The sequence below is a fragment of the Novosphingobium olei genome (assembly GCF_012927405.1).
In the GTDB taxonomy this organism is placed as follows: domain Bacteria; phylum Pseudomonadota; class Alphaproteobacteria; order Sphingomonadales; family Sphingomonadaceae; genus Novosphingobium; species Novosphingobium olei.
The window spans coordinates 105,680-125,043 of record NZ_JABBGM010000006.1 but is presented as its reverse complement, the minus strand read 5'-3'; the positions used below and the strand labels follow the sequence as shown (position 1 = coordinate 125,043).

Sequence of the window (19,364 nt, the reverse complement as noted above, 5' to 3'; positions counted from 1 at the left end):
CTGAGCCGAGCTTGATCGACCGCCCCCGCTCAACCGACCTTGTAGTTCGGCGCCTCGCGGGTGATCGTCACGTCGTGCACGTGGCTTTCGCGCAGACCGGCGTTGGTGATGCGCACGAACTGCGCCTTGTGCCGCAGGTCGTCGATCGTTGCCGAGCCGGTGTAGCCCATCGCCGCCTTGATGCCGCCGACAAGCTGGTGGATCACGTCCTTGGCCGGGCCCTTGTAGGGTACCTGGCCCTCGATGCCTTCGGGCACCAGCTTCATCTGGTCCTTGATGTCCTGCTGGAAGTAGCGGTCGGCGCTGCCCCGCGCCATCGCACCCACCGAGCCCATGCCGCGATACGACTTGTAGGCGCGGCCCTGGTACAGGAACGTCTCGCCCGGCGCTTCCTCGGTGCCGGCCAGCATTGAGCCGATCATCACCACCGAAGCCCCGGCGGCCAGCGCCTTGGCCGCATCGCCCGACGTGCGCAGGCCGCCGTCGCCGATCACCGGAACGCCCATCTTGTCGGCCGCTTCGGCCGCTTCCATGATCGCGGTCAGCTGCGGCACGCCGACGCCCGCCACGATGCGCGTGGTGCAGATCGAGCCTGGCCCGATGCCCACCTTCACGCCATCCGCGCCCGCATCGCACAGCGCGCGCGCCGCTTCCGCCGTCGCCACGTTGCCGGCGATGACCTGAGCCGAATTGGACAGCTTCTTCACCCGTTCGACCGCGCGGCTGACGTCGCGGTTGTGGCCGTGCGCGGTATCGATCACGATGACGTCGCATTCTGCGGCGAGCAGCGCCTCGGTGCGCTCGAAGCCCTTGTCGCCCACCGTCGTGGCGGCGGCAACGCGCAGGCGCCCGGCCTCGTCCTTGGTCGCAGAGGGGTAGGTGACGGCTTTTTCGATGTCCTTCACCGTGATCAGGCCGACGCAGCGATAGGCATCGTCCACCACCAGCAGCTTCTCGATCCGGCGCTGGTGCAGCAGGCGGCGCGCGTCTTCCTGGTTCACGCCCACTTTCACCGTGGCAAGGTTCTGGTGCGTCATCAGCTCGCGCACGGGCTGCGCCGGATTGTCGGCAAAGCGCACGTCGCGGTTGGTCAGGATGCCCACCAGCGTGCCCCCCGCCTCGACCACCGGGATGCCGCTGATCTTGTTGGCGAGCATGATCGCCTGCGCTTCGCCCAGCGTCGCGTCGGGCGCGATGGTGATCGGGTTGACCACCATGCCGCTTTCGAAGCGCTTCACCGCGCGCACCGCGGCGCACTGTTCCTCGACCGTCAGGTTGCGGTGGAGCACGCCGATCCCGCCCAGCTGCGCCATCACGATCGCCATGTCTGCTTCGGTCACGGTGTCCATGGCCGAAGAGATGACCGGGATGTTCAGCGCGATGCTCTTGGTCAGGCGCGTGCGGGTGTCGGCCATCGAAGGCAGGATGTCGGACTCGGCAGGACGCAGCAGCACGTCGTCGAATGTAAGGCCGAGAGGGATATCCATGCTGGTCGCCACTTCCTGTCCGGGGAGATTCGTGGCGGCCCATGTAATCAAGCCGGGCGCATTGCGCTAGGGGGTACGGACCCCGCCCCGCACCGGGCTGGAATAGCGCCTTGCATCGGCGAAATAGCGCGCCAGTTCCACCTGCATCAACACGTCGTCGGCCATGCCGCCGTACTGCACCTTGCGCGCCTCGTCCGATGGGCGGTGGTAATCCTCGTCCATGAACTTCTCGAGCCGCGCTTCGTCCGAATAGCTCGTGCTGACCATCACCGCGGGCACGTCGTGCTGGCGGAACACCCAGCTGTCCTGCCGCTTGATGTAGGCGTTGGCATTTTCACTGCTTGTCAGCTTGCGCCGCATCGCCCGCGCCACTTGGGCAATGCCGGGATCGAGCGGCGTCGCCCCCTTGCCGATCACGCTGAACGGCTGGCCTGCGGGCGCAAGGCCCGTCCCATCGACATTCAGCACCGCGACGATCTTGTCGAGCGGCAGCGGCGGGTTCTCGGCAAAGGCCAGTGCCCCCAGCAGGCCCAATTCCTCGCCCGTCGTCGCCAGGAAATAGACGTCGCGATCGAGCGGCCTTCCACGCGACAGGATGCGCGCCGTCTCGGTAATCACGGCAAGGCCGCTGGCATTGTCCACCGCGCCGTTGCAGATCAGGTCCTCGGCCGGCGGCTCGGCGCAGCGGCCGAAATGGTCCCAGTGCGCCATGAACACCACCGCCCCCGCCGCAGGATTGCGCCCTTCCAACTTGCCGATCAGGTTGTGCGTGCTGATCCGCGTCTCGCGACTGGTCGCCTCCAGCGTGCCGACGATACCCAGCAGACGCGGTGAAAAATCCGCCCCGTCCGCCTCGCGCCGCAGGTCGGCCATCGTCGCGGTCGATCCCAGGCCGGCCAGCAGCGATTGCGCCGCCGCCGGGCTTACGAAAGCCTCGATCTCGTCGCCAAGCCGCTCGCCGGAAAGGGCGTAGCCGGCCCGCTTGCGCCGCGCGATCACGTCGTCGATCGAACGCTTGCCATCGAGCACGGTGACCACCGCGGCCGCGCCCGCATCCAGCAACCGGTCGGCGCGCGGATCGCCCTGCGCCCCATTGCCGCCACTGTCGAGCATCAGCGCAATTCGGCCAGCGAGATCGGTGCGCGGGGGGACGCGGTCGATGGCATGGCCCACGAACAGCACCGGTGCATCTTCGACCAGGCTGCGGATGCCCGATGTGACCACCAGACCTGCATCCTGCGGCAGGATCACGCGCTTGCGCCCTTTGGCAAAGCTCGCGCGGAAGGAAAGCGGCTCGCGCTCGACCAGCTCCACCGGGGCGAACCAGCCATGCGCGGGGTCGTTGGTGCCCGATTCCATGCCGATGTCGAACCACTGCCGCGCCAGATAGCGCAGAGTCTTGGTTTCGCCCGGCGTACCGGGTTCGCGGCCCTCGAAATCGTCGCTGGCAAGTGTTTCGACATGCTGGCGCAACGCGGCTTCCAACGGGGTTTCGCGACGCGTGGGCGCTGCGGCAACGCACAGCACAGCGGCAATGGCGAGAAGCGCGCCCCGCCCTGTCGTCCGCCGCAATCCCCAACGACTCATCGACGCCCCCAAACGGCCTGCCGCACGATCCTGACTGTCAAAACCGCATGTTTCCCGCAAGTTCCCGATCTTGCATCGCGCATGAACGATTTATGAGCGTTGTGCCGCTGCATCAGTGTTCTTCGCCAGACATCGCGGCAAAGCTTGCGGAACCATATGCCTCGCGTGCATTTTGGCTTTCACAGGCAAGGCATGTGCCGCGCACTGGGGCCGCGCACAGGGAAGGACCGACCATGCGTCTCGATGATTATGATGACTCCATCCGCGTGGAGGATCAGCGCGGCAGCGGTGGCGGCGGCTTCGGCGGTGGCGGTGGTGGGCTGCCGCTCGGCATTCTGGCGATGGTCGGCAGTCGCTTCGGCATCGTCGGGGTCGTGATCGTGCTGATCGGCTTTGCGCTGTTCGGGGGCCTCGGCAACATTCTCGGCGGTGGCGGGCAATCCGCGCTTCAGGCTCCGACCGAGCAACAGGGCGGTTCGAATCTCGCCGAAAGCTGCAGCGTCAACGCCTTCAGCAAGGAAAGCTGCAACGCCCTGTCCTCGCTCAACAAGACCTGGCGCCCGCTGCTGACCCAGGCCGGGATCCAGCCCGTCGCGCCAAAGCTCGTGTTCTATTCGCAGGCGGGTCAATCGGGCTGCGGCGCCGCGCAGAGCGCGATGGGGCCGTTCTACTGCCCGACCGACCAGGGCATCTACATCGACACCGACTTCTATACCGAGATGGACAAGAAGATGGGGGCCGGCGGCGATTTCGCCCGCGATTATGTGATGGCCCACGAATACGGCCACCATATCCAGAACCTCACGGGCCTGTCCGAACAGGTGCAGCAGGCGCAGCGCCGCAATCCTTCGGCCGCCAACCAGCTTTCGGTGCGCCTCGAACTCCAAGCCGATTGCTACGCCGGCGTGTGGGCGGCGAACAACCGCGACCGGATCGAACCCGGCGATCTTCAGGAAGGGCTCACCGCCGCGCACCAGATTGGCGATGACACGCTGATGAAGGCCGCCGGTCGCCGTCCGGTGGAAGCCGCCTTCACCCATGGCAGTTCGGCCCAGCGCATGCAGTGGCTCAAGAAGGGGCTCGACACCGGTGACGTGAAGGCCTGCGATACTTTCGCCGACATCGCCTCGTAATCAGGAACCGCGCCAAGGGTCCAGCGTAGTGCAGCCAAACCGGGGAGTACCGCATGACCAAGACCATCTCGACCCGCGCTGGCATCAGCGCTGCGCTGGCTTTCGCCCTTCTTTCTACCGGCGCTTCGGCCCAGACGGTCGTTGCGCCCAAGGACGTGACTGCAGGCGATGTCCTGACCAAGCCGCTGTCGGACGTGAACCTCAAGAAGGACTCCATCCCGCCGATCCTGATCGCCGCGCGGGAAAACGCCTACACCACCGCCGGCCTGCGCACCTGCCCGGCAATCCAGGCCGAAGTGCGCCGGCTCGATGCGGTGCTGGGCGATGACATCGACATCGCCCAGGACAAGTCGCTCGGCGAAAAGCGCGGCAACACCGTTGGCAACATCGCCAAGTCGGTCGTCGGTTCACTGATCCCGTTCGGGGGCATCATCCGCGAAATCAGCGGTGCCAACGAAAACGAACGCCAGTGGGCCGTCGCGCTCTACGCCGGCTCGGTCCGCCGCGCTTACCTCAAGGGCATGGGCGCGGCGAAGGGTTGCCGCTACCCGGCACGCGCCGCCACTGCCAGCGACATCGCGCAGGTGAAGGCAACCCGCGCACGGGAAGGAGCGGCTGAGGAGGCCGCGAAAAAGGCCGCCAAGGCAAAGGACGATGGGGCCGGCAAGCCCCAGCGCCGCTGACCCCTTCCGGCTTCGCTGATCAGCGTCTGGCGCGCTGACCAGCACCGGCCTTACCGATCAATCGCGGTCGCGCGCAAAATCGCGTTCGACTCTCCGGACTGCCGCGTCGAGTTCGGCCAGCACCTTGGCCCGTATCTCGCGCGGCATGTTCGGCTCGCGCGCCACTTCGCGCCGCGCGTCGCGGATCGCGTTCAGCGCCTCGCGCTGGCTGTCTGCCATGATCCTGGCCACGTCACGCTCCTTGATACCGTAAAACTCAAGCGCATCGGCGGCCTCGGGTGGCTCCGGCGGCTCGGGCGCTTCGGGTGGTTCCGGCGCGGCGGGTGGTGATGGCATTGCCGGTGGTGCGGACGGTGCTGGCGGCGTAGGAGGGGCGGGTGGCACAGGCGGGGTCGGGCAATCGCGGCCGCTGCCATGCGCGCTCGCGGCAACAACGGGCACGCCCATGGCCAGCGCCGCTGCGATCGCGATCAACGCGGGTTTTTTCGGAAACTCCATGCCGGCTCCTTTTGGCAAGGTTCCCCCGAACCTGCAGCCGGTGGTTACCAGCCCGCCTCGCCAGCGCCCGCGCGCATCGACGAAGGCCCGCGCTGGTCTGACAAACGGCAAGGAAGGCGGGGCGTGAAGGTTTCTGACACATGCGTCAGGTATTCGTCACTTTCCTACAACCGACCATTTGCGGCAAACCGGGCGGATGATCGCCACAATTCCTCTTGTTTCAACACCTTGCTCGCCGTCGATGGCACCTGCCAGGGCCTCCAAACTTTCTCTCAGAACACTGTCAACTTCGTCAACTTGGGGCCCGTTTCGGCCCGACCCGGTCCACGACTCGCAAAGAAAAGGGGCCGCAGATCTTGCGACCTGCAGCCCCTTGCCCGTGCCTTGCGGCACCGATCTTTCCAGCGTCAGTACACGCGCTTCTTCGGCTTGATGTACTCGACGTCGTCGGTCAGCGTGAACTCGTGCACCGGGCGGTAGTCCAGCTTGACCGCGCCGCCCTTGCCACCCCAGCCTTCGAACCAGGCGGCGGTGTGCTTCATCCATTCGCCGTCGTTGCGGTCAGGGAAGTCCTCGTGGGCGTGGGCGCCACGACTTTCCTTGCGGTTGAACGCCGAATGCATCGTCACCGAAGCCTGCGCGATCAGGTTGTCGAGCTCGAGCGTTTCGACGAGGTCCGAGTTCCAGATCAGCGACCGGTCGGAAACGTGGACGTCTTCCATCCGCTTGTAGGTGTCGGCAAGCTTCACCTTGCCTTCGGCCATCAGTTCGTCCGTGCGGAACACGGCGGCGTGGCCCGACATCGTCCGCTGCATTTCGGTGCGGATCTGCGCCGTGGGCGAACCGCCCTTGGCATGGCGGAAGTGGTCGAGGCGGGTCAGCGACAGGTCGGCGCTGTCCTTGGGCAGCGAATTGTGCGCCGTGCCCGGCTTGATCAGTTCCTTGAGGCGCAGGCCGGTCGCGCGGCCGAACACCACGAGGTCGATCAGCGAGTTGGAGCCGAGGCGGTTGGCGCCGTGGACCGAAACGCAGGCCGCCTCGCCCACCGCGAACAGGCCGGGGACAACCGTTTCCGGATTGCCGTCCGCGCCGATCGTCACGACCTCACCGTGATAGTTCGTGGGAATGCCGCCCATGTTGTAGTGCACGGTCGGAACCACCGGCAGCGGCTGGCGGGTCAGGTCGACACCGGCAAAGATCTTGCCGCTTTCGGTGATGCCCGGCAGGCGCTCGGCCAGCACCTTGGCGTCGATGTGGTCAAGGTGAAGGTAGATGTGGTCCTTGTGCGGGCCGACACCGCGCCCTTCGCGGATTTCCATGGCCATCGAACGCGAAACGACGTCGCGCGACGCAAGGTCCTTCGCCGAAGGAGCATAGCGCTCCATGAAGCGCTCGCCCTCGGAGTTGGTCAGATAGCCACCCTCTCCGCGCGCGCCTTCGGTGATCAGCACGCCCGCGCCGTAGATCCCGGTGGGGTGGAACTGCACGAACTCCATGTCCTGCAGCGGCAGGCCAGCGCGCAGCACCATGCCGCCGCCGTCGCCGGTGCAGGTATGGGCCGAGGTGGCGGTGAAGTAGCAGCGGCCATAGCCACCCGTCGCAAGCACGACAGCATGGCTACGGAAGCGGTGGATCGAGCCGTCGTCCATGCACAGCGCGATCACGCCGCGGCATTCGCCGTTCTCCATGATCAGATCGATCGCGAAGTATTCGATGAAGAAGTCGGCGTCGTACTTCAGGCTCTGCTGGTACAGCGCGTGCAGCATGGCGTGGCCGGTGCGGTCGGCAGCGGCGCAGGTGCGCTGCACCGGCGGGCCTTCGCCCATGTTCTGCATGTGGCCACCGAACGGACGCTGGTAGATCGTGCCTTCGGGGTTGCGCGAAAACGGCACGCCCGCGTGCTCGAGTTCGTAGACCGCAGCCGGGGCTTCGCGGACCATGTATTCGATCGCGTCCTGGTCACCCAGCCAGTCCGACCCCTTGACGGTGTCGTACATGTGCCAGGTCCAGTGGTCGGGCGAATTGTTGCCGAGCGAGGCGGCGATGCCGCCCTGCGCCGCCACGGTGTGCGAGCGGGTGGGGAAGACCTTGGTGATGCACGCGGTGCGCAGGCCGGCCTGGGCCGAACCCATGGTGGCGCGCAGGCCCGAACCGCCCGCACCAACGACGACGGTGTCGTAGGTGTGGTCGATGATCTTGTAGGCAGGCTGTGTCGAAGTCATGGCTCAGGCGCCCCCGAGAGCGATACGGATAACCGAGATGATGCCGAAGGCGGCAGCGGCGAAAGGCACGATGTTGACCAGCAGCCAGGCAGTGATCTTGCCGCCTTCCTCGTGGATGTAGTCTTCCAGCATCACCTGCACGCCAAGGCGGGCATGGGTGATGGTGTTGATCATGATCAGGATCAGCGCGGTCGACGGGATCGGCTTGGCCACCCACGCATGGACCGTGGCATAGTCATGCGACGGCAGCAGCACGAGGCTGATCATCAGGAAGGGGATGAGGACGAGATTGCCGACCGCGGTCAGGCGCTGCACCAGCCAGTGGTGAGTGCCCTGGTGGCTGGAGCCGAGCCCGCGGACGCGGCCGATGGAGGTACCGTTACCCATGGAAACCCTCTGCTATGTGAGGTTCGGATCGTGCCGGCGCGTCAGCGCAGCAGCACGAAGGCCCAGAACAGGATGGTGGCAAGCACCGAGAACACGATGGTGAGCGTCGACCACCGGGCATTGGCTTCGAGTTCGTACCCCGCACCGACGTCGAGAACCAGGTGGCGAACGCCGCTTGCCGCATGCTGGAAGAAGGCCCAGGTCAGGCCGATCAGCACGACCTTGCCGAGCAGCGCGGTCACAACGGCGAGGCCGCCCGAAGCGCCCGTCCAGGCGTAGTCGATGAACGTCTGGTATGCTTCCGGCCCGCTCGCGATCGCGCCGACCCACCACAACAGCAGGCCGATACCCGCAAATGCCAGGCCGTTGCCGGTGACGCGATGCAGGATCGATACCAGCATGGCCGGACCCCACCGCCAGATTTGCAAGTGCGGTGAAAGCGGCCGATTGCTGCGCGCCTGCGCCATGGTAACCCCCTCGATAAGAATATGCGCCACGCCATAAGCGCGGCCGGGACGCGATTCGTATTAGTCGAAATGTCCGGTCGTGCAACCGCACCAAAAGTGCAAGGCCCAAAGCACGGTTGCGGCCCGGCAAAGCGATGGCCTAGAGAGCGCCATGACCAGCAGCCCCCCAGCCCCGACCATACTTGTTACGGGTTCGACCCGCGGCATCGGTGCGGCCATCGCCGCCCACCTCGAAGCGCGAGGCGCCCGCGTCATCCGCCACGGCAGCCGCGCAGCGCCCGGAGTGATCGGCGCGGACCTGTCCGATCCGCAGGCCCCGCAGGCGCTGTGGCAGCAGGCGCTCGACATGGCGGGCGGCACGATCGACGTGCTGATCAACAACGCCGGGCTGTTCGAGGCAAACCCGATCGACCGCTCCGACATCGCGTGGCTCGATGCATTCGAGGATACCTTGCGCATCAACCTCACTTCCGCAGCGCAGCTGTCGCGCTTCGCGCTGCGCCACTGGCTGGAACGCGGTTTCGCGGGGCGTTGCGTTCACGTTGCGAGCCGGGCCGGTTTCCGGGGCGATTCCCCGGCGCACTGGCACTATGCCGCCGCCAAGGGCGGGATGATCGCCATGCACAAGACCATCGCCCGGGGCTATGCCGCGCAAGGCATCCTTAGCTTTGCCATCACCCCCGGCTTCACCGATACCGACATGGCGGGCGATTATCTTGCGAGCCGGGGCGGGCCCGGCCTGCTTGCCGACATCCCCCTTGGCCGGGTGGCCACACCCGACGAAATCGCCACCATCGCCACCTTCTGCGCGCTCGACGCGCCGCCGAGCATGACCGGCACCACCATCGACGCCAATGGAGCCAGCTATGTCCGCTGATGAAAGCTGGAAGATCACCGTATTTGGCCCGCGCGACCTGGTGCAGGCGGCGCTCGTGGCGCACGAGGACGCGTTCGACTGGGACGCCGACATCGTCATCGCCGGCAGCGAGATCGCCGAGGACAAGCCCGAGGACTGGCAGCTCGAAGCCTGGATGGGCCGCAAGCCCACCAAGGCGGACAAGGCCGCCGTCACGGCTCTTTTCGGCGCCGCGAAAGTTGACCTCCAGATAGAAAAGCTGCCCGACGAGGACTGGGTGACGCTGAGCCAGCACGGCGTCGAGCCGATCCGCGAGGGCGTGTTCCACGTCCACACGCCGGAATATCCCGATCTCGACGAGCCCGGCGTCCGCAACTTTCTGATCCCGACCAGCCAGGCCTTCGGCACCGGCCAGCACGCGACGACCGCGGGATGCCTCGCCATGCTTGACCACATGAAGCGCGAAGGCGTCTTGGTGCGCAACCTTGCCGACATCGGCACGGGCACCGGCCTGCTCGCCTTTGCCGCGATGCACCTGTGGCCGCATGCCCGCGCCGTCGCCAGCGACATCGACGCGGTGTGCGGGCCGGTCGTGGCCGACAATGCCGACGCGAACGGCGTGACGCTGGGCGATGGCCCCGGCCGCCTCGCCATGGTGATCTCCGCGGGCATCGACCACCCGCTGCTGGTGGCCGCTGCCCCTTACGACCTGCTGATCGCCAACATCCTGGCAGGGCCGTTGGTCGAACTGGCGCCAGAATTCGCCGCCGCCGTTGCACCGGGGGGCAGCGTGCTGCTCGCCGGGCTGCTCGAAACGCAGGAGGCCGCAGTGCGTGCCGCCTATCGCAAGGCGGGCCTGCGCCTTGCGGCGCGCATGGTGCGCGGCGACTGGTCGATCCTGTGGTTGCGGCGGCGCCGGGCCGGCAGTGTGCGGTCTACGCGAGTTGGCACCCTTCCGGAGTGGTCGCGCCACTGGTAGCGCCTTGCGCAGCGCGTTCGGCTCGTTTATCCGCCTGACTTAATCAAGCGGTTAACAAAGAGGACGGCGGAGATGGGCTACAACACGATTGCGATCGAAAAGCGCGGGGACGCGGACTGGCTCACGCTCAATCGTCCCGATGCGCTCAATTCGATCTCGTCCGAGATGGTGGCCGAGCTCAACGACTATTTCGGCAAGCTCTATCATGACCGTTCGGTTCGCGTGGTCGTGATGCGCGGTGCCGGGCGCGGGTTCTGCGCCGGACTCGACATCAAGGAGCGCAGCGAGGAGCGCGGCGAAATTCCCTTCGGCGGCGGCTTCGGCTTTCAGGGCTGGCTGGCCGACGTCTACATCAAGATGCGCCGTTGCCCGCAGCCGATCGTCAGCCTGATCCATGGGCCGGCCTGCGGCGGCGGGTTCGCCTTTGCGCTTGCTTCAGACATTCGCATCGCGGGAGAAAGCGCGCGGATGAATGCGGCCTTCATCAAGCTCGGCCTGTCGAGCTGCGACATGGGCGTGAGCTACTTCCTGCCGCGCATAGTCGGCGCAGGCATCGCTTCGGAACTAATGCTGACCGGCCGCTTCATCCACGCCCAGCGTGCGCTGGCGGTGGGGCTGGTGTCGGAAGTCGTGCCCGACGACCAGTTGGAAAAGGCGGGCGAAAGCTGGGTCGAAGACCTGCTCGCCGCCTCGCCGATGGGGCTGCGCATGACCAAGGAAGGCATCAACGTCTCGGTCGACGGGTCGAGCCTGGAACACGTGATGGCGCTGGAAAATCGCAACCAGCTGATGACCGCGGGCAGCAAGAACTTCGCCGAAGGGATGCGGGCCTTCCTCGAGAAGCGCAAGCCGAACTACGTTCCCGAGTAAGGCGGCTTCAAAGCCCCTGCAGCGTATCCCGGAGCAGCGTCAGCGCCGCTCCGGCGAACGCCTGCATGTTGCCGAGGCGATCCTCGCTGCCGGTTTCGACCAGGATCGACGCGGTCAGGCCCCCTGGCCCCACGAGGCCGATCGCGCTGGTGCCTGAAGCGACGCCCAGCGGATGCTTGCCCGGCCCGGCCGCCCCCGTTTCGGCAAGGCCCCAGTCGGTTTCGAACCGGGCGCGAATCAGCTCTGCCTGACGCAGGGCATAAGGTTCGGTGGCCGAGCGATACTGGCGCAAACTGCCGGGCTCGTGCCCCAGCAGGATGCGCCGGCCTTTCAAAGTGTAGACGATGCCCGCGCCCGAGAAATAGGCCGATGCGCCCGGCATGGCGAGCAGGCCCGCCGAGATCAGGCCGCCTGTGGCGCCGTCGACCACGGCAATCTTTTCGCCCCGCGCCTTGAGCACGGCACCAGCCTCGGCCCCGGTTGCAGCCAGTTGTTCCAGCATCCCCATCCCTCTCGTCGCTTTTGCCGCCTTATCAGGCGCGCGAGCCGAGCATGGCAAGGCCGAACGCGACGAACACGGCAGCGGTGGTGCGGTTGAACGCCTTCTTCAGTGCGGGACGCGTGAGTGCAGTGGCGATCGAGCGGCCGCCGATCGCATAGATGAAGTACCACGAGATTTCGATCACGCCGAACGTCAGCACCATGATGCCAAACTGTGGGGCTTCAGGCTTCGAGGCATCGATGAACTGCGGCAGGAAGGCGGCCGCGAACAGCAGGGCCTTGGGGTTGGAGATGCCGATGGTGAACGCGGTACGGAATACCCTGGCGGCCGATAGCCGGGGCGCGATCTCGCCTTCGCCGATATCGACCGGGGCATCGTTCGATACCCATGCCTTGTAGCCGAGCCATATGAGGTAGCCCGCGCCGACGAGGCGCAGCACCAGGAACGCGCCGGGAATGGCCACGAGCAGCGCGGTCAGGCCCAGCGCCGAGGCGGTCAGCAAGCTGAGCACCGCGACGAAGCAGCCCGCCATCGCCAGCGTCGAACGGGCAAGGCCCAGCTCGACGCTGCGCGCCATCACGTGGAGCATGTTGGGTCCGGGCGAGGCCGAGACGAAGAATACGGTGACGACGAACAGCCACCAGGTGTGCAGAGCCATGATGCGCGTTTTTCCCTTGGCCACCCGGTCAGGGCAGCGTGTCCCAGTGCTCCGCCTCTGCCAGAAGGCGGCGCACCGATGAGTTCCCGGCATAGCGCCTTTTCAGCGCGCGCGCATCGGCCTCTACCGAGCGGCAGCGCAGCTTGCGCACCTGCGCATCGATGTAGGCGGCGCGCTCCTTGTCATAGGGCTCTTCGCCGGCGAAGTGATTGCAGCCGGCCTGCCGCACCAGCAGCGCGCGCACCGGGGGCGGTGCAACCTTGACGGCATGGCGCGCCTGCGCCGGAGTCATCGCCAGCAGCAGCAGTGCGGTCAGCATTTCGAGCCCCCTTGTCTGCCGGTCAGCCGGCGCTGCGGACGATTTCCGCCCATGCCGCTTCGTCTATCACCTCGATGCCGAGTTCGGCAGCCTTCTTGAGCTTCGAGCCCGCGCCGGGCCCTGCGACGATCAGGTCGGTCTTGGGCGAAACCGAGCCTGCCGCGCGGGCGCCAAGGGATTCGGCCTGCGCCTTGGCTTCGTCGCGGCTCATGGTTTCGAGCTTGCCGGTGAACACGACCGTCTTTCCGGCAACCGCGCTAGCCCTGGTCTCGACGACATAGTCCGGGGGCGAGACTTCCGAGAGCAGGTCATCCCAGACTTCGATGTTGTGATGTTCGTGGAAGAAATCGCCCAGCGCCTCGACCACCACCGGGCCGACGCCGTCAATCGAGAGCAGATCTGCCACCGCGTCGCTGTCCCCTTCCCGCGCCTTTTGCGCTGCTTCGCGCAAGACAGGCAGAGTGACGAAACGCTTCAACAGGTCGCGCGCGGTGACCGCACCGACGTGGCGGATGCCGAGGCCGAACAGGAGGCGCGCCGCATCGGGCGTGCGCTTCGCCTCGATCGCTGCCAACAGGTTACCCACAGACTTGTCCTTCCAGCCCTCGCGCCCGACGATGTCGCTGCGGCGCTTGCGCAGACGGAAGATGTCGGCAGGGCTTTCGAGCCAGCCGAGCCCGAAGAATTCGACGATGGTCTTCTCGCCCAGCCCTTCGATATCGAGCGCTGCGCGGCTGACGAAGTGCTTGAGGCGCTCGACACGCTGGGCCGGGCAGATCAGGCCGCCGGTGCAGCGCACATCGACCTCGCCCTCTTCGTTCACGGCTTCGGACTGGCATTCGGGGCAGTGGTCGGGAAAGTGGTAAGCCTCACGCGGTTCGTCGCGGGTGAGGTTCTCGACCACTTGCGGGATCACGTCACCCGCGCGCTGCAGCACGACGCGGTCGCCGACGCGCAAGCCGAGGCGGGCGATCTCGTCGCGATTGTGCAGCGTGACGTTGGTGACAGTGACGCCGCCGACCAGCACCGGCTTCAATCGGCCAACGGGGGTGAGCTTACCGGTGCGGCCGACCTGGATGTCGATGGCTTCCAGCGTGGTCTCGGCGCGTTCGGCCGGGAACTTGTGCGCCATGCCCCAGCGCGGCGCCTTGGCGACGAAGCCGAGACGTTCCTGCCAGTCGAGCCGGTCGACCTTGTAGACGACGCCGTCGATATCATAGGGCAGGTCCGCGCGCGCCTGCTGGATGGCGCGGTAATGCGCGATCATGTCTACGCTGGACGAGCAGCGCACCAGCAGCGGCGAGACGGGCACGCCCCACGCTGCGATCTTGCGCATCATCTCGAACTGCGTCGCCGCCGGCACTTCGCTCGCCGCGCCCCAGCCGTGGGCTAGGAAGCGCAAGGGACGGGCGGCGGTCACGCTGGCGTCCTTCTGGCGCAGCGATCCGGCGGCGGCGTTGCGCGGGTTGGCGAAGACCTTGTCGCCCGCCTCCGCCTGCCGTTCGTTGAGGCTGAGGAAATCGGCCTTGGCCATGTAGACCTCGCCGCGAATCTCGAACATGGCGGGCACGTCGAACAGCCCTTCGCCCTTCAGCTCCTGCGGGATGTCAGCAATGTGCGCGACGTTGGCGGTCACATCCTCGCCCACCTGCCCGTCGCCGCGCGTGGCGGCGCGCACCAGCTTGCCGTTCTCATAGCGCAGCGAGCAGGACAGGCCGTCGATCTTGTCCTCGGCGGTCATCGCCACTTCCGCATCGGCCGGCAGGTTGAGGAAGCGACGGACGCGGGCGACGAACTCCTCTACCTCTTCATCGCTGAACGCGTTGTCGAGGCTCATCATGCGAACCTCGTGACGCACCTTGCTCAGCGGCGAGGCGGCGACTTCGTGTCCGACGAGCGCGCTCGGGGAATCGGGCCGGATCAGGTGAGGGAACGCGGCTTCGAGTTCGGCATTCCGACGCACCAGCGCGTCGTATTCGGCGTCCGGGATCTCGGGCGCGTCCTCGGCGTGGTAGAGCCGGTTGTGCTTCGCGATCGTCCTTGCCAGCCGCATCAGTTCGTTGGCGGCATCGGCTTCGGACATTCCCTCGACGCTCATTCGGCCTTCCCGAGTATGGTGGCAACCATCGCCCGACGCGCCCGGAAACCAAGGTTTTCGTAAAGGCGGATGGCGCCGGCGTTGCCGGCATAGCTGTGAAGATAGGGCACATCGCCCCGCGCGCGCTGTTCGGCCATGACGCGGCGGATCAGGCGGGCGGCAAGGCCCCGCCCGCGAAATTCCGGCCAGGTGCACACGCCGCTGACTTCGGCAAGGCCCGGGGCGGGCCGCATCCGCTCGCCCGCCATCGCGGCAAGGCGGCCGTCGATGCGGATGCCGTAGAACTGGCCATAGCGCCACGTCGACGGGCCCCAAGGGCCCGGTTCGGTGGCGAGCGCCAGCTCTGTCATTTCAGCGACATTGGCTTCGCCCAACGGCAGGATGTCGGCCTCTAGCGCGTAAGGTTCAGGCTCGCCGTCCGCGATCATCTGCAACAGCGGCGCGCTGCGGACAAGGCGCATGCCGGATGGCGGCGCGACCTCGTCCGGTTCGACCAGCCAGACTTCGCCGCCATCGGCAACAAGCCTGGCGAGGGCTTGTTCATGCCCCGGAGCGCATCCGGCGAAAGGGCCGTACGCGGGATCGATACGGCGCAAGGGCCCCTGCCCCACGTCGAGCGCAGCCTGCGGACCGCCGAGGGCATGCCACATCGGCCGGTCGAGCGGGTTCTCGGGCAAATGTTGCCAGGTCATGCCTGTTCCAGCAACCGGTCTGCCTGCGCGCGCGCTTCTGCGGTGATTTCTGCACCCGACAGCATCCGGGCGATCTCTTCCTGGCGACCCGCGGCATCCAGAAGGGTGACCGAGGTGCGGGTGACGGTGCCTTCGGACGACTTGGCGATCAGGTAGTGCGCATTACCACGCGCGGCGACCTGCGGGCTGTGCGTGACCGCGAGCAGCTGCCCACCCGCCGCGAGCCGGGCGAGCCGTTCACCGATGGCACTCGCAACCGCGCCGCCGACACCGCGGTCGATCTCGTCGAAGATGATCGTCGCCGCGCCGCCTTCTTCGGCAAGCGCAACCTTGAGCGCGAGGATAAATCGCGAAAGTTCGCCGCCGGACGCGATCTTGGCAAGCGGGGCGAAGTCGGCGCCGGGGTTCGTGGAAATGAGGAATTCGACCGCATCGACGCCCTGCCCGCTCCAGCGATCTTCGGGCAGACGGATCACGGCGGTGTGGAACTTCGCCGCGTCGAGCTTGAGCGGGGCGAGTTCGGCGGCAACCGCCTGGTCGAGCCGGCGGGCGGCTTCAGCCCGCACCACCGAAAGCGCCTCGGCCTTGGCGCGGTAATCGAGCCCCGCCTCCTGCGCCGCGCGCTGCAGCGCCGCGATCTGGGCGCCACCACCTTCGATCGCGTCGAGCGCTTCGCGCATCAGTCGCATCTTTTCGGGCAGTTCGTCGACCGTGCAATGGTGCTTGCGCGCGGCGGCCCGCAAGTCAAACAGGCGGGTTTCGATGCGGTCGAGCAGGGCAGGATCGTGCGCCAGTACGTCAGCCGCCGCGACCAGCTTGTCCTCCGCCTCGCCCGCCTCGATCACCGCGCGATCGATCGCGGCCAGCGCTTCGGCAAGCAGCGGATGTTCGTGCGCGATGCGGTCGAGCCGGCGCGCGGCGCCGCGCAAGGAGGCGAGCGCGGAATCCGAGCCGCTCCACAAGTGCTGCAGTTCGGCAAGGTCGCCCGAAAGGCGTTCGCCCTTCTGCATGTCCGCACGGGTGGAGGCGAGCTCCTCCTCCTCGCCCTCCACGGGTTCCAGCGTTGTCAGCTCGGCCAGGTGCGCCAGCAGCAGGTCCTGTTCGGCCGCGGCTTGTTCGACATGCGCCTTCGCCTGAGCCAGCGCCGTTTCCGCTTCGCGCCACTTGTCCCATGCGGCTGCGACGCCGGCGGTATCGGCGCGGGCGTAGCGATCGAGCAGAGCGCGGTGGCCGCGCGCGTTGACCAGGCCGCGATCATCGTGCTGGCCGTGCAGTTCGACGAGGCTTCGCGCCATTTCGCGCAACAGGGCAACGCCCACCGGCTGATCGTTGACGAAAGCCTTGCTGCCGCCATCGGCGCGCACGCGGCGGCGCACGATCAGCGGTTCGCCGGGTTCTACGTCGACTTCCGCTTCGGCAAGCGCGGCGCGGATCGGTTCGGGCAGCTCCGAAAACTCGAACGTCGCAGTCACGTTCGCCTGATCCTCGCCCGCGCGGACCAGTCCGCTATCGGCGCGATCGCCCAGAATCAGCCCGAGCGAATCCAGCAGGATCGACTTGCCCGCTCCGGTTTCGCCGGTGAGCACGCCGAGACCACGCGGAAACGCGAGATCGAGTGCCTCGATCAACACGACGTTGCGGATGGAAAGCCCGGTCAGCATCTGAAGCCGGTCTTAGCGCGCGGATTTGCCCGCGTCACCATCCGTTCTTGCCTTGTTCGCATGCCTTGGAGGGCCGCAAAAAGACACGTTGCAGTCGCGTGACAGGGTGCCACGGACACGAAACGTGATTGTGACATAGGATTCGGGCAGGACCACCAAGGAGAAGGCATCGTCATGCCGACCCAAGCCGCCCCTCGCGCCAAGGCCGCCCGCAAAGGCCTTCCCTCCGTTGCGCAGCTCGCCACCTCCATCCCCGCGTGGCTCGATCATCCAGAACCGGTGAGCTTCCGCCCCAAGCGCAAGCTGCGCACGGTGTGGATTTCCGACCTTCACCTGGGCACGCGCGGCTGCAACGCGCCGATGCTGCTCGACTTCCTCAGCCAGATCGAGTCCGAAACGCTCTATCTGGTGGGAGACATCGTCGACGGCTGGCGCCTGTCCAAGGGCTGGTACTGGCCCGATGCGCACAACGAAGTGGTTCGCCGGGTGCTGAAGATGGCACATCGCGGCACGCGCGTGGTCCTGATCGCGGGCAACCACGACGAAATGCTGCGCCCTTATGCCGGCATGAGCTTCGGCGGTGTGGAACTGGCGCTCGACACCATCCACGAAACCGCCGACGGCCGCCGCTTGCTGGTGACGCACGGCGACGGGTTCGATGGCGTGGTGCTCTATGCCCGCTGGCTCGCGTTCCTGGGCGACAAGGCCTACGAAGTGCTGCTGCGGTCGAACCGCTGGGTCAACGCGGTGCGCCGCCAGTTCAAGCTGCCGTACTGGTCGCTGTCGGCCTACATGAAGAAGCGCGTCAAGAACGCCGTCCAGTTCGTCTGCGATTTCGAGGAAGCCGTGGCGCACGCCGCGCGCGATCTCGGCGTCGACGGCGTGGTGTGCGGCCATATCCACTGCGCCGAAATCCGCGAGATCGGCGGTGTGACCTACTACAACGACGGTGATTGGGTCGAAAGCTGCACCGCGCTGGTCGAAGATTTTACGGGCGCGATGAGCATCGTCGATTGGGCGGAAGAAACCCGCAAGGCCCACGCCTCGCGCGCGGCCATGCCCGCTGTCGCCACGGTTCCACAGGACCTGCAGGAAAGGCAGCCGGCATGAGGATCGCGATCTGTACCGACGCGTGGGCGCCGCAAGTCAACGGCGTGGTTCGCACGCTGGCGACGACCGTCGACCGGCTGATCCGGCGCGGGCACGAAGTCGAGCTGGTTACCCCGAGCCAGTTCTTCACCCTGCCCCTGCCCGGCTACAGCGAGATCCGCCTGGCCATGGCGCCGCGCTTCGGCACGCGTCGGACGCTGGGCGATTTCGCGCCCGACATTGTCCACATCGCCACCGAAGGCCCGATCGGCTGGAGCGCGCGCGGCTGGTGCAAGGCGAACCAGGTGCCGTTCACCTCGGCCTTTCACACCCGTTTCCCCGATTACGCCGCCGTGCGCACCGGGATCGATGCCGCGCATTTCTGGCCGCTGATGCGCCGGTTCCACAGCGCGAGCCATGCCGTGCTGGTGTCGACGCCGACGCTGGCGGCCGAGCTTGCCACCCACGGCATCGGCCATGCCCAACTGTGGACGCGCGGGATCGACGGGGATCTGTTTCGCCCCGATCATGAAGCCTTGCCCGAATACGCCGACCTGCCACGCCCGATCATGCTCAATGTGGGTCGCGTGGCAGTAGAGAAGAACCTGGCAGCGTTCCTCGAAGCGCCGGTGGAAGGAACGAAGGTGGTCGTGGGCGACGGCCCTGACCTTGCCATGCTGCGCGCGCGCTATCCGCATGTGCGGTTCCTCGGCTCGCTGTCGGGCGAACGGCTGGCGCAGGCCTATGCCGGTGCCGACGTGTTCGTGTTCCCGAGCCGGACGGATACCTTCGGCCTCGTGATGATCGAGGCGCTGGCCTGCGGCGTGCCGGTGGCCGGCTTCCCGGTCGCCGGGCCGCTCGACATCGTTGGCGCTACCGGCCGGGGCGCGGCAGGCGATCTGCCGATGACGGTCGGCGCGCTCGATGAGGATCTGGCCATCGCCATCGCCAAGGCGCTGCGTTGCGACCGCAGGGGCGCAGCGGTCCATGGGGCAAGCTACAACTGGGATCGCGCGACCGACCAGTTCCTGACCGCGCTGACCGCCGCCGCCACGCGGACCCTGGCCGAGCCCGTCGCGGCATAGCTCCACACCACTTTACCTGCCCGTCCGACCCCCGAGAGCCGATCCGGGACGGGCACACTGAAAAGGGGCCGCGCCATTCCGGCCCGGCCCC

Annotated in this window: 19 protein-coding genes; 7 read left to right on the top strand and 12 right to left on the bottom strand. The window is 66.9% G+C overall.

All coding sequences use genetic code 11. The features are described 5' to 3' along the window. Nucleotides 1-29: 29 nt before the first annotated feature. Both guaB and HHL27_RS14330 read right to left on the bottom strand, forming a co-directional pair. Complete coding sequence (gene guaB, locus HHL27_RS14335) at nucleotides 30-1,487, bottom strand: IMP dehydrogenase (RefSeq protein ID WP_169494129.1); 1,458 nt, start codon at nucleotides 1,485-1,487, stop codon at nucleotides 30-32. Nucleotides 1,488-1,553: 66 nt separating this feature from the next. Beyond that, nucleotides 1,554-3,074 (bottom strand): M28 family metallopeptidase, encoded by a 1,521-nt coding sequence (locus tag HHL27_RS14330; RefSeq protein ID WP_169494128.1) that lies wholly within the window; start codon nucleotides 3,072-3,074, stop codon nucleotides 1,554-1,556. 233 nt (nucleotides 3,075-3,307) lie between these two features. Here HHL27_RS14330 and ypfJ point away from each other — a divergent pair, with 233 nt between their 5' ends. Continuing rightward, nucleotides 3,308-4,207: a KPN_02809 family neutral zinc metallopeptidase gene (ypfJ, locus tag HHL27_RS14325; protein WP_169494127.1), complete on the top strand. Its 900-nt coding sequence runs from the start codon at nucleotides 3,308-3,310 to the stop codon at nucleotides 4,205-4,207. Nucleotides 4,208-4,260: 53 nt separating this feature from the next. After that, the gene (locus HHL27_RS14320; protein ID WP_206069630.1) at nucleotides 4,261-4,890 is read left to right on the top strand and encodes a hypothetical protein; all 630 of its coding nucleotides are present in this window, start codon (nucleotides 4,261-4,263) and stop codon (nucleotides 4,888-4,890) included. A gap of 57 nt (nucleotides 4,891-4,947) precedes the next feature. Here HHL27_RS14320 and HHL27_RS14315 read toward each other — a convergent pair whose 3' ends face one another. From HHL27_RS14315 to sdhC, 4 genes are all read right to left on the bottom strand, one after another. Next, on the bottom strand, nucleotides 4,948-5,388 hold the full coding sequence (locus HHL27_RS14315) for a hypothetical protein (protein WP_169494126.1): 441 nt from the start codon (nucleotides 5,386-5,388) through the stop codon (nucleotides 4,948-4,950). Between the two features lie 407 nt (nucleotides 5,389-5,795). Next, the gene (sdhA, locus tag HHL27_RS14310) at nucleotides 5,796-7,610 is read right to left on the bottom strand and encodes a succinate dehydrogenase flavoprotein subunit (protein WP_169494125.1); all 1,815 of its coding nucleotides are present in this window, start codon (nucleotides 7,608-7,610) and stop codon (nucleotides 5,796-5,798) included. Between the two features lie 3 nt (nucleotides 7,611-7,613). After that, nucleotides 7,614-7,997 (bottom strand): succinate dehydrogenase, hydrophobic membrane anchor protein, encoded by a 384-nt coding sequence (gene sdhD, locus HHL27_RS14305; RefSeq protein ID WP_169494124.1) that lies wholly within the window; start codon nucleotides 7,995-7,997, stop codon nucleotides 7,614-7,616. Between the two features lie 41 nt (nucleotides 7,998-8,038). Next, nucleotides 8,039-8,464, bottom strand: coding sequence for a succinate dehydrogenase, cytochrome b556 subunit (gene sdhC / locus HHL27_RS14300; RefSeq protein ID WP_169494123.1), 426 nt, complete (start codon nucleotides 8,462-8,464; stop codon nucleotides 8,039-8,041). 151 nt (nucleotides 8,465-8,615) lie between these two features. Here sdhC and HHL27_RS14295 point away from each other — a divergent pair, with 151 nt between their 5' ends. The 3 genes from HHL27_RS14295 (at nucleotide 8,616) to HHL27_RS14285 (ending at nucleotide 11,169) form a co-directional block, all read left to right on the top strand. Continuing rightward, the gene (locus HHL27_RS14295; protein WP_169494122.1) at nucleotides 8,616-9,341 is read left to right on the top strand and encodes an SDR family NAD(P)-dependent oxidoreductase; all 726 of its coding nucleotides are present in this window, start codon (nucleotides 8,616-8,618) and stop codon (nucleotides 9,339-9,341) included. Beyond that, nucleotides 9,331-10,299, top strand: coding sequence for a 50S ribosomal protein L11 methyltransferase (locus HHL27_RS14290; RefSeq protein ID WP_169494121.1), 969 nt, complete (start codon nucleotides 9,331-9,333; stop codon nucleotides 10,297-10,299). Before HHL27_RS14295 ends, HHL27_RS14290 begins: the two co-directional genes overlap by 11 nt. A gap of 72 nt (nucleotides 10,300-10,371) precedes the next feature. Continuing rightward, nucleotides 10,372-11,169 carry an enoyl-CoA hydratase/isomerase family protein gene (locus HHL27_RS14285; RefSeq protein ID WP_169494120.1) on the top strand — a complete coding sequence of 266 codons (798 nt, stop codon included), beginning with the start codon at nucleotides 10,372-10,374 and terminating at the stop codon, nucleotides 11,167-11,169. A 7-nt stretch (nucleotides 11,170-11,176) separates the two neighbouring features. Here HHL27_RS14285 and HHL27_RS14280 read toward each other — a convergent pair whose 3' ends face one another. From HHL27_RS14280 to recN, 6 genes are read right to left on the bottom strand one after another with little or no spacing between them, the layout of a single operon-like run. Then, nucleotides 11,177-11,671 carry a CinA family protein gene (locus tag HHL27_RS14280; protein WP_169494119.1) on the bottom strand — a complete coding sequence of 165 codons (495 nt, stop codon included), beginning with the start codon at nucleotides 11,669-11,671 and terminating at the stop codon, nucleotides 11,177-11,179. Nucleotides 11,672-11,702: 31 nt separating this feature from the next. Then, a complete protein-coding gene (locus HHL27_RS14275; protein ID WP_169494118.1) occupies nucleotides 11,703-12,329 on the bottom strand; it encodes a LysE family translocator in 627 nt (208 codons plus the stop codon). Between the two features lie 28 nt (nucleotides 12,330-12,357). Beyond that, nucleotides 12,358-12,648 carry a hypothetical protein gene (locus HHL27_RS14270; protein ID WP_169494117.1) on the bottom strand — a complete coding sequence of 97 codons (291 nt, stop codon included), beginning with the start codon at nucleotides 12,646-12,648 and terminating at the stop codon, nucleotides 12,358-12,360. A gap of 22 nt (nucleotides 12,649-12,670) precedes the next feature. Further along, on the bottom strand, nucleotides 12,671-14,746 hold the full coding sequence (gene ligA / locus HHL27_RS14265; RefSeq protein ID WP_169494116.1) for an NAD-dependent DNA ligase LigA: 2,076 nt from the start codon (nucleotides 14,744-14,746) through the stop codon (nucleotides 12,671-12,673). Then, nucleotides 14,743-15,438 (bottom strand): GNAT family N-acetyltransferase, encoded by a 696-nt coding sequence (locus HHL27_RS14260; protein ID WP_169494115.1) that lies wholly within the window; start codon nucleotides 15,436-15,438, stop codon nucleotides 14,743-14,745. Before HHL27_RS14260 ends, ligA begins: the two co-directional genes overlap by 4 nt. Continuing rightward, a complete protein-coding gene (gene recN / locus HHL27_RS14255) occupies nucleotides 15,435-17,099 on the bottom strand; it encodes a DNA repair protein RecN (RefSeq protein ID WP_169494114.1) in 1,665 nt (554 codons plus the stop codon). The genes HHL27_RS14260 and recN overlap by 4 nt, the downstream gene beginning before the upstream one ends. A 174-nt stretch (nucleotides 17,100-17,273) precedes the next feature. Between recN and HHL27_RS14250 the strand changes: the two genes are divergently transcribed. Both HHL27_RS14250 and HHL27_RS14245 read left to right on the top strand, forming a co-directional pair. Further along, the gene (locus HHL27_RS14250; protein ID WP_169494113.1) at nucleotides 17,274-18,209 is read left to right on the top strand and encodes a UDP-2,3-diacylglucosamine diphosphatase; all 936 of its coding nucleotides are present in this window, start codon (nucleotides 17,274-17,276) and stop codon (nucleotides 18,207-18,209) included. Further along, the gene (locus tag HHL27_RS14245; RefSeq protein ID WP_169494112.1) at nucleotides 18,206-19,273 is read left to right on the top strand and encodes a glycosyltransferase family 4 protein; all 1,068 of its coding nucleotides are present in this window, start codon (nucleotides 18,206-18,208) and stop codon (nucleotides 19,271-19,273) included. Before HHL27_RS14250 ends, HHL27_RS14245 begins: the two co-directional genes overlap by 4 nt. Nucleotides 19,274-19,364: the final 91 nt, after the last annotated feature.

Excerpts from the sequence above, each read along its gene's own strand:
- HHL27_RS14330 (WP_169494128.1), bottom strand. The coding sequence starts at position 3,074 with ATGAGTCGTTGGGGATTGCGGCGGACGACAGGGCGGGGCGCGCTTCTC.
- HHL27_RS14245 (WP_169494112.1), top strand. The coding sequence starts at position 18,206 with ATGAGGATCGCGATCTGTACCGACGCGTGGGCGCCGCAAGTCAACGGC.
- ypfJ (WP_169494127.1), top strand. The coding sequence starts at position 3,308 with ATGCGTCTCGATGATTATGATGACTCCATCCGCGTGGAGGATCAGCGC.
- HHL27_RS14270 (WP_169494117.1), bottom strand. The coding sequence starts at position 12,648 with ATGCTGACCGCACTGCTGCTGCTGGCGATGACTCCGGCGCAGGCGCGC.
- HHL27_RS14290 (WP_169494121.1), top strand. The coding sequence starts at position 9,331 with ATGTCCGCTGATGAAAGCTGGAAGATCACCGTATTTGGCCCGCGCGAC.
- HHL27_RS14280 (WP_169494119.1), bottom strand. The coding sequence starts at position 11,671 with ATGCTGGAACAACTGGCTGCAACCGGGGCCGAGGCTGGTGCCGTGCTC.
- HHL27_RS14275 (WP_169494118.1), bottom strand. The coding sequence starts at position 12,329 with ATGGCTCTGCACACCTGGTGGCTGTTCGTCGTCACCGTATTCTTCGTC.
- recN (WP_169494114.1), bottom strand. The coding sequence starts at position 17,099 with ATGCTGACCGGGCTTTCCATCCGCAACGTCGTGTTGATCGAGGCACTC.
- ligA (WP_169494116.1), bottom strand. The coding sequence starts at position 14,746 with ATGAGCGTCGAGGGAATGTCCGAAGCCGATGCCGCCAACGAACTGATG.
- HHL27_RS14260 (WP_169494115.1), bottom strand. The coding sequence starts at position 15,438 with ATGACCTGGCAACATTTGCCCGAGAACCCGCTCGACCGGCCGATGTGG.
- HHL27_RS14250 (WP_169494113.1), top strand. The coding sequence starts at position 17,274 with ATGCCGACCCAAGCCGCCCCTCGCGCCAAGGCCGCCCGCAAAGGCCTT.
- HHL27_RS14320 (WP_206069630.1), top strand. The coding sequence starts at position 4,261 with ATGACCAAGACCATCTCGACCCGCGCTGGCATCAGCGCTGCGCTGGCT.
- HHL27_RS14285 (WP_169494120.1), top strand. The coding sequence starts at position 10,372 with ATGGGCTACAACACGATTGCGATCGAAAAGCGCGGGGACGCGGACTGG.
- sdhC (WP_169494123.1), bottom strand. The coding sequence starts at position 8,464 with ATGGCGCAGGCGCGCAGCAATCGGCCGCTTTCACCGCACTTGCAAATC.
- guaB (WP_169494129.1), bottom strand. The coding sequence starts at position 1,487 with ATGGATATCCCTCTCGGCCTTACATTCGACGACGTGCTGCTGCGTCCT.
- sdhA (WP_169494125.1), bottom strand. The coding sequence starts at position 7,610 with ATGACTTCGACACAGCCTGCCTACAAGATCATCGACCACACCTACGAC.
- sdhD (WP_169494124.1), bottom strand. The coding sequence starts at position 7,997 with ATGGGTAACGGTACCTCCATCGGCCGCGTCCGCGGGCTCGGCTCCAGC.
- HHL27_RS14315 (WP_169494126.1), bottom strand. The coding sequence starts at position 5,388 with ATGGAGTTTCCGAAAAAACCCGCGTTGATCGCGATCGCAGCGGCGCTG.
- HHL27_RS14295 (WP_169494122.1), top strand. The coding sequence starts at position 8,616 with ATGACCAGCAGCCCCCCAGCCCCGACCATACTTGTTACGGGTTCGACC.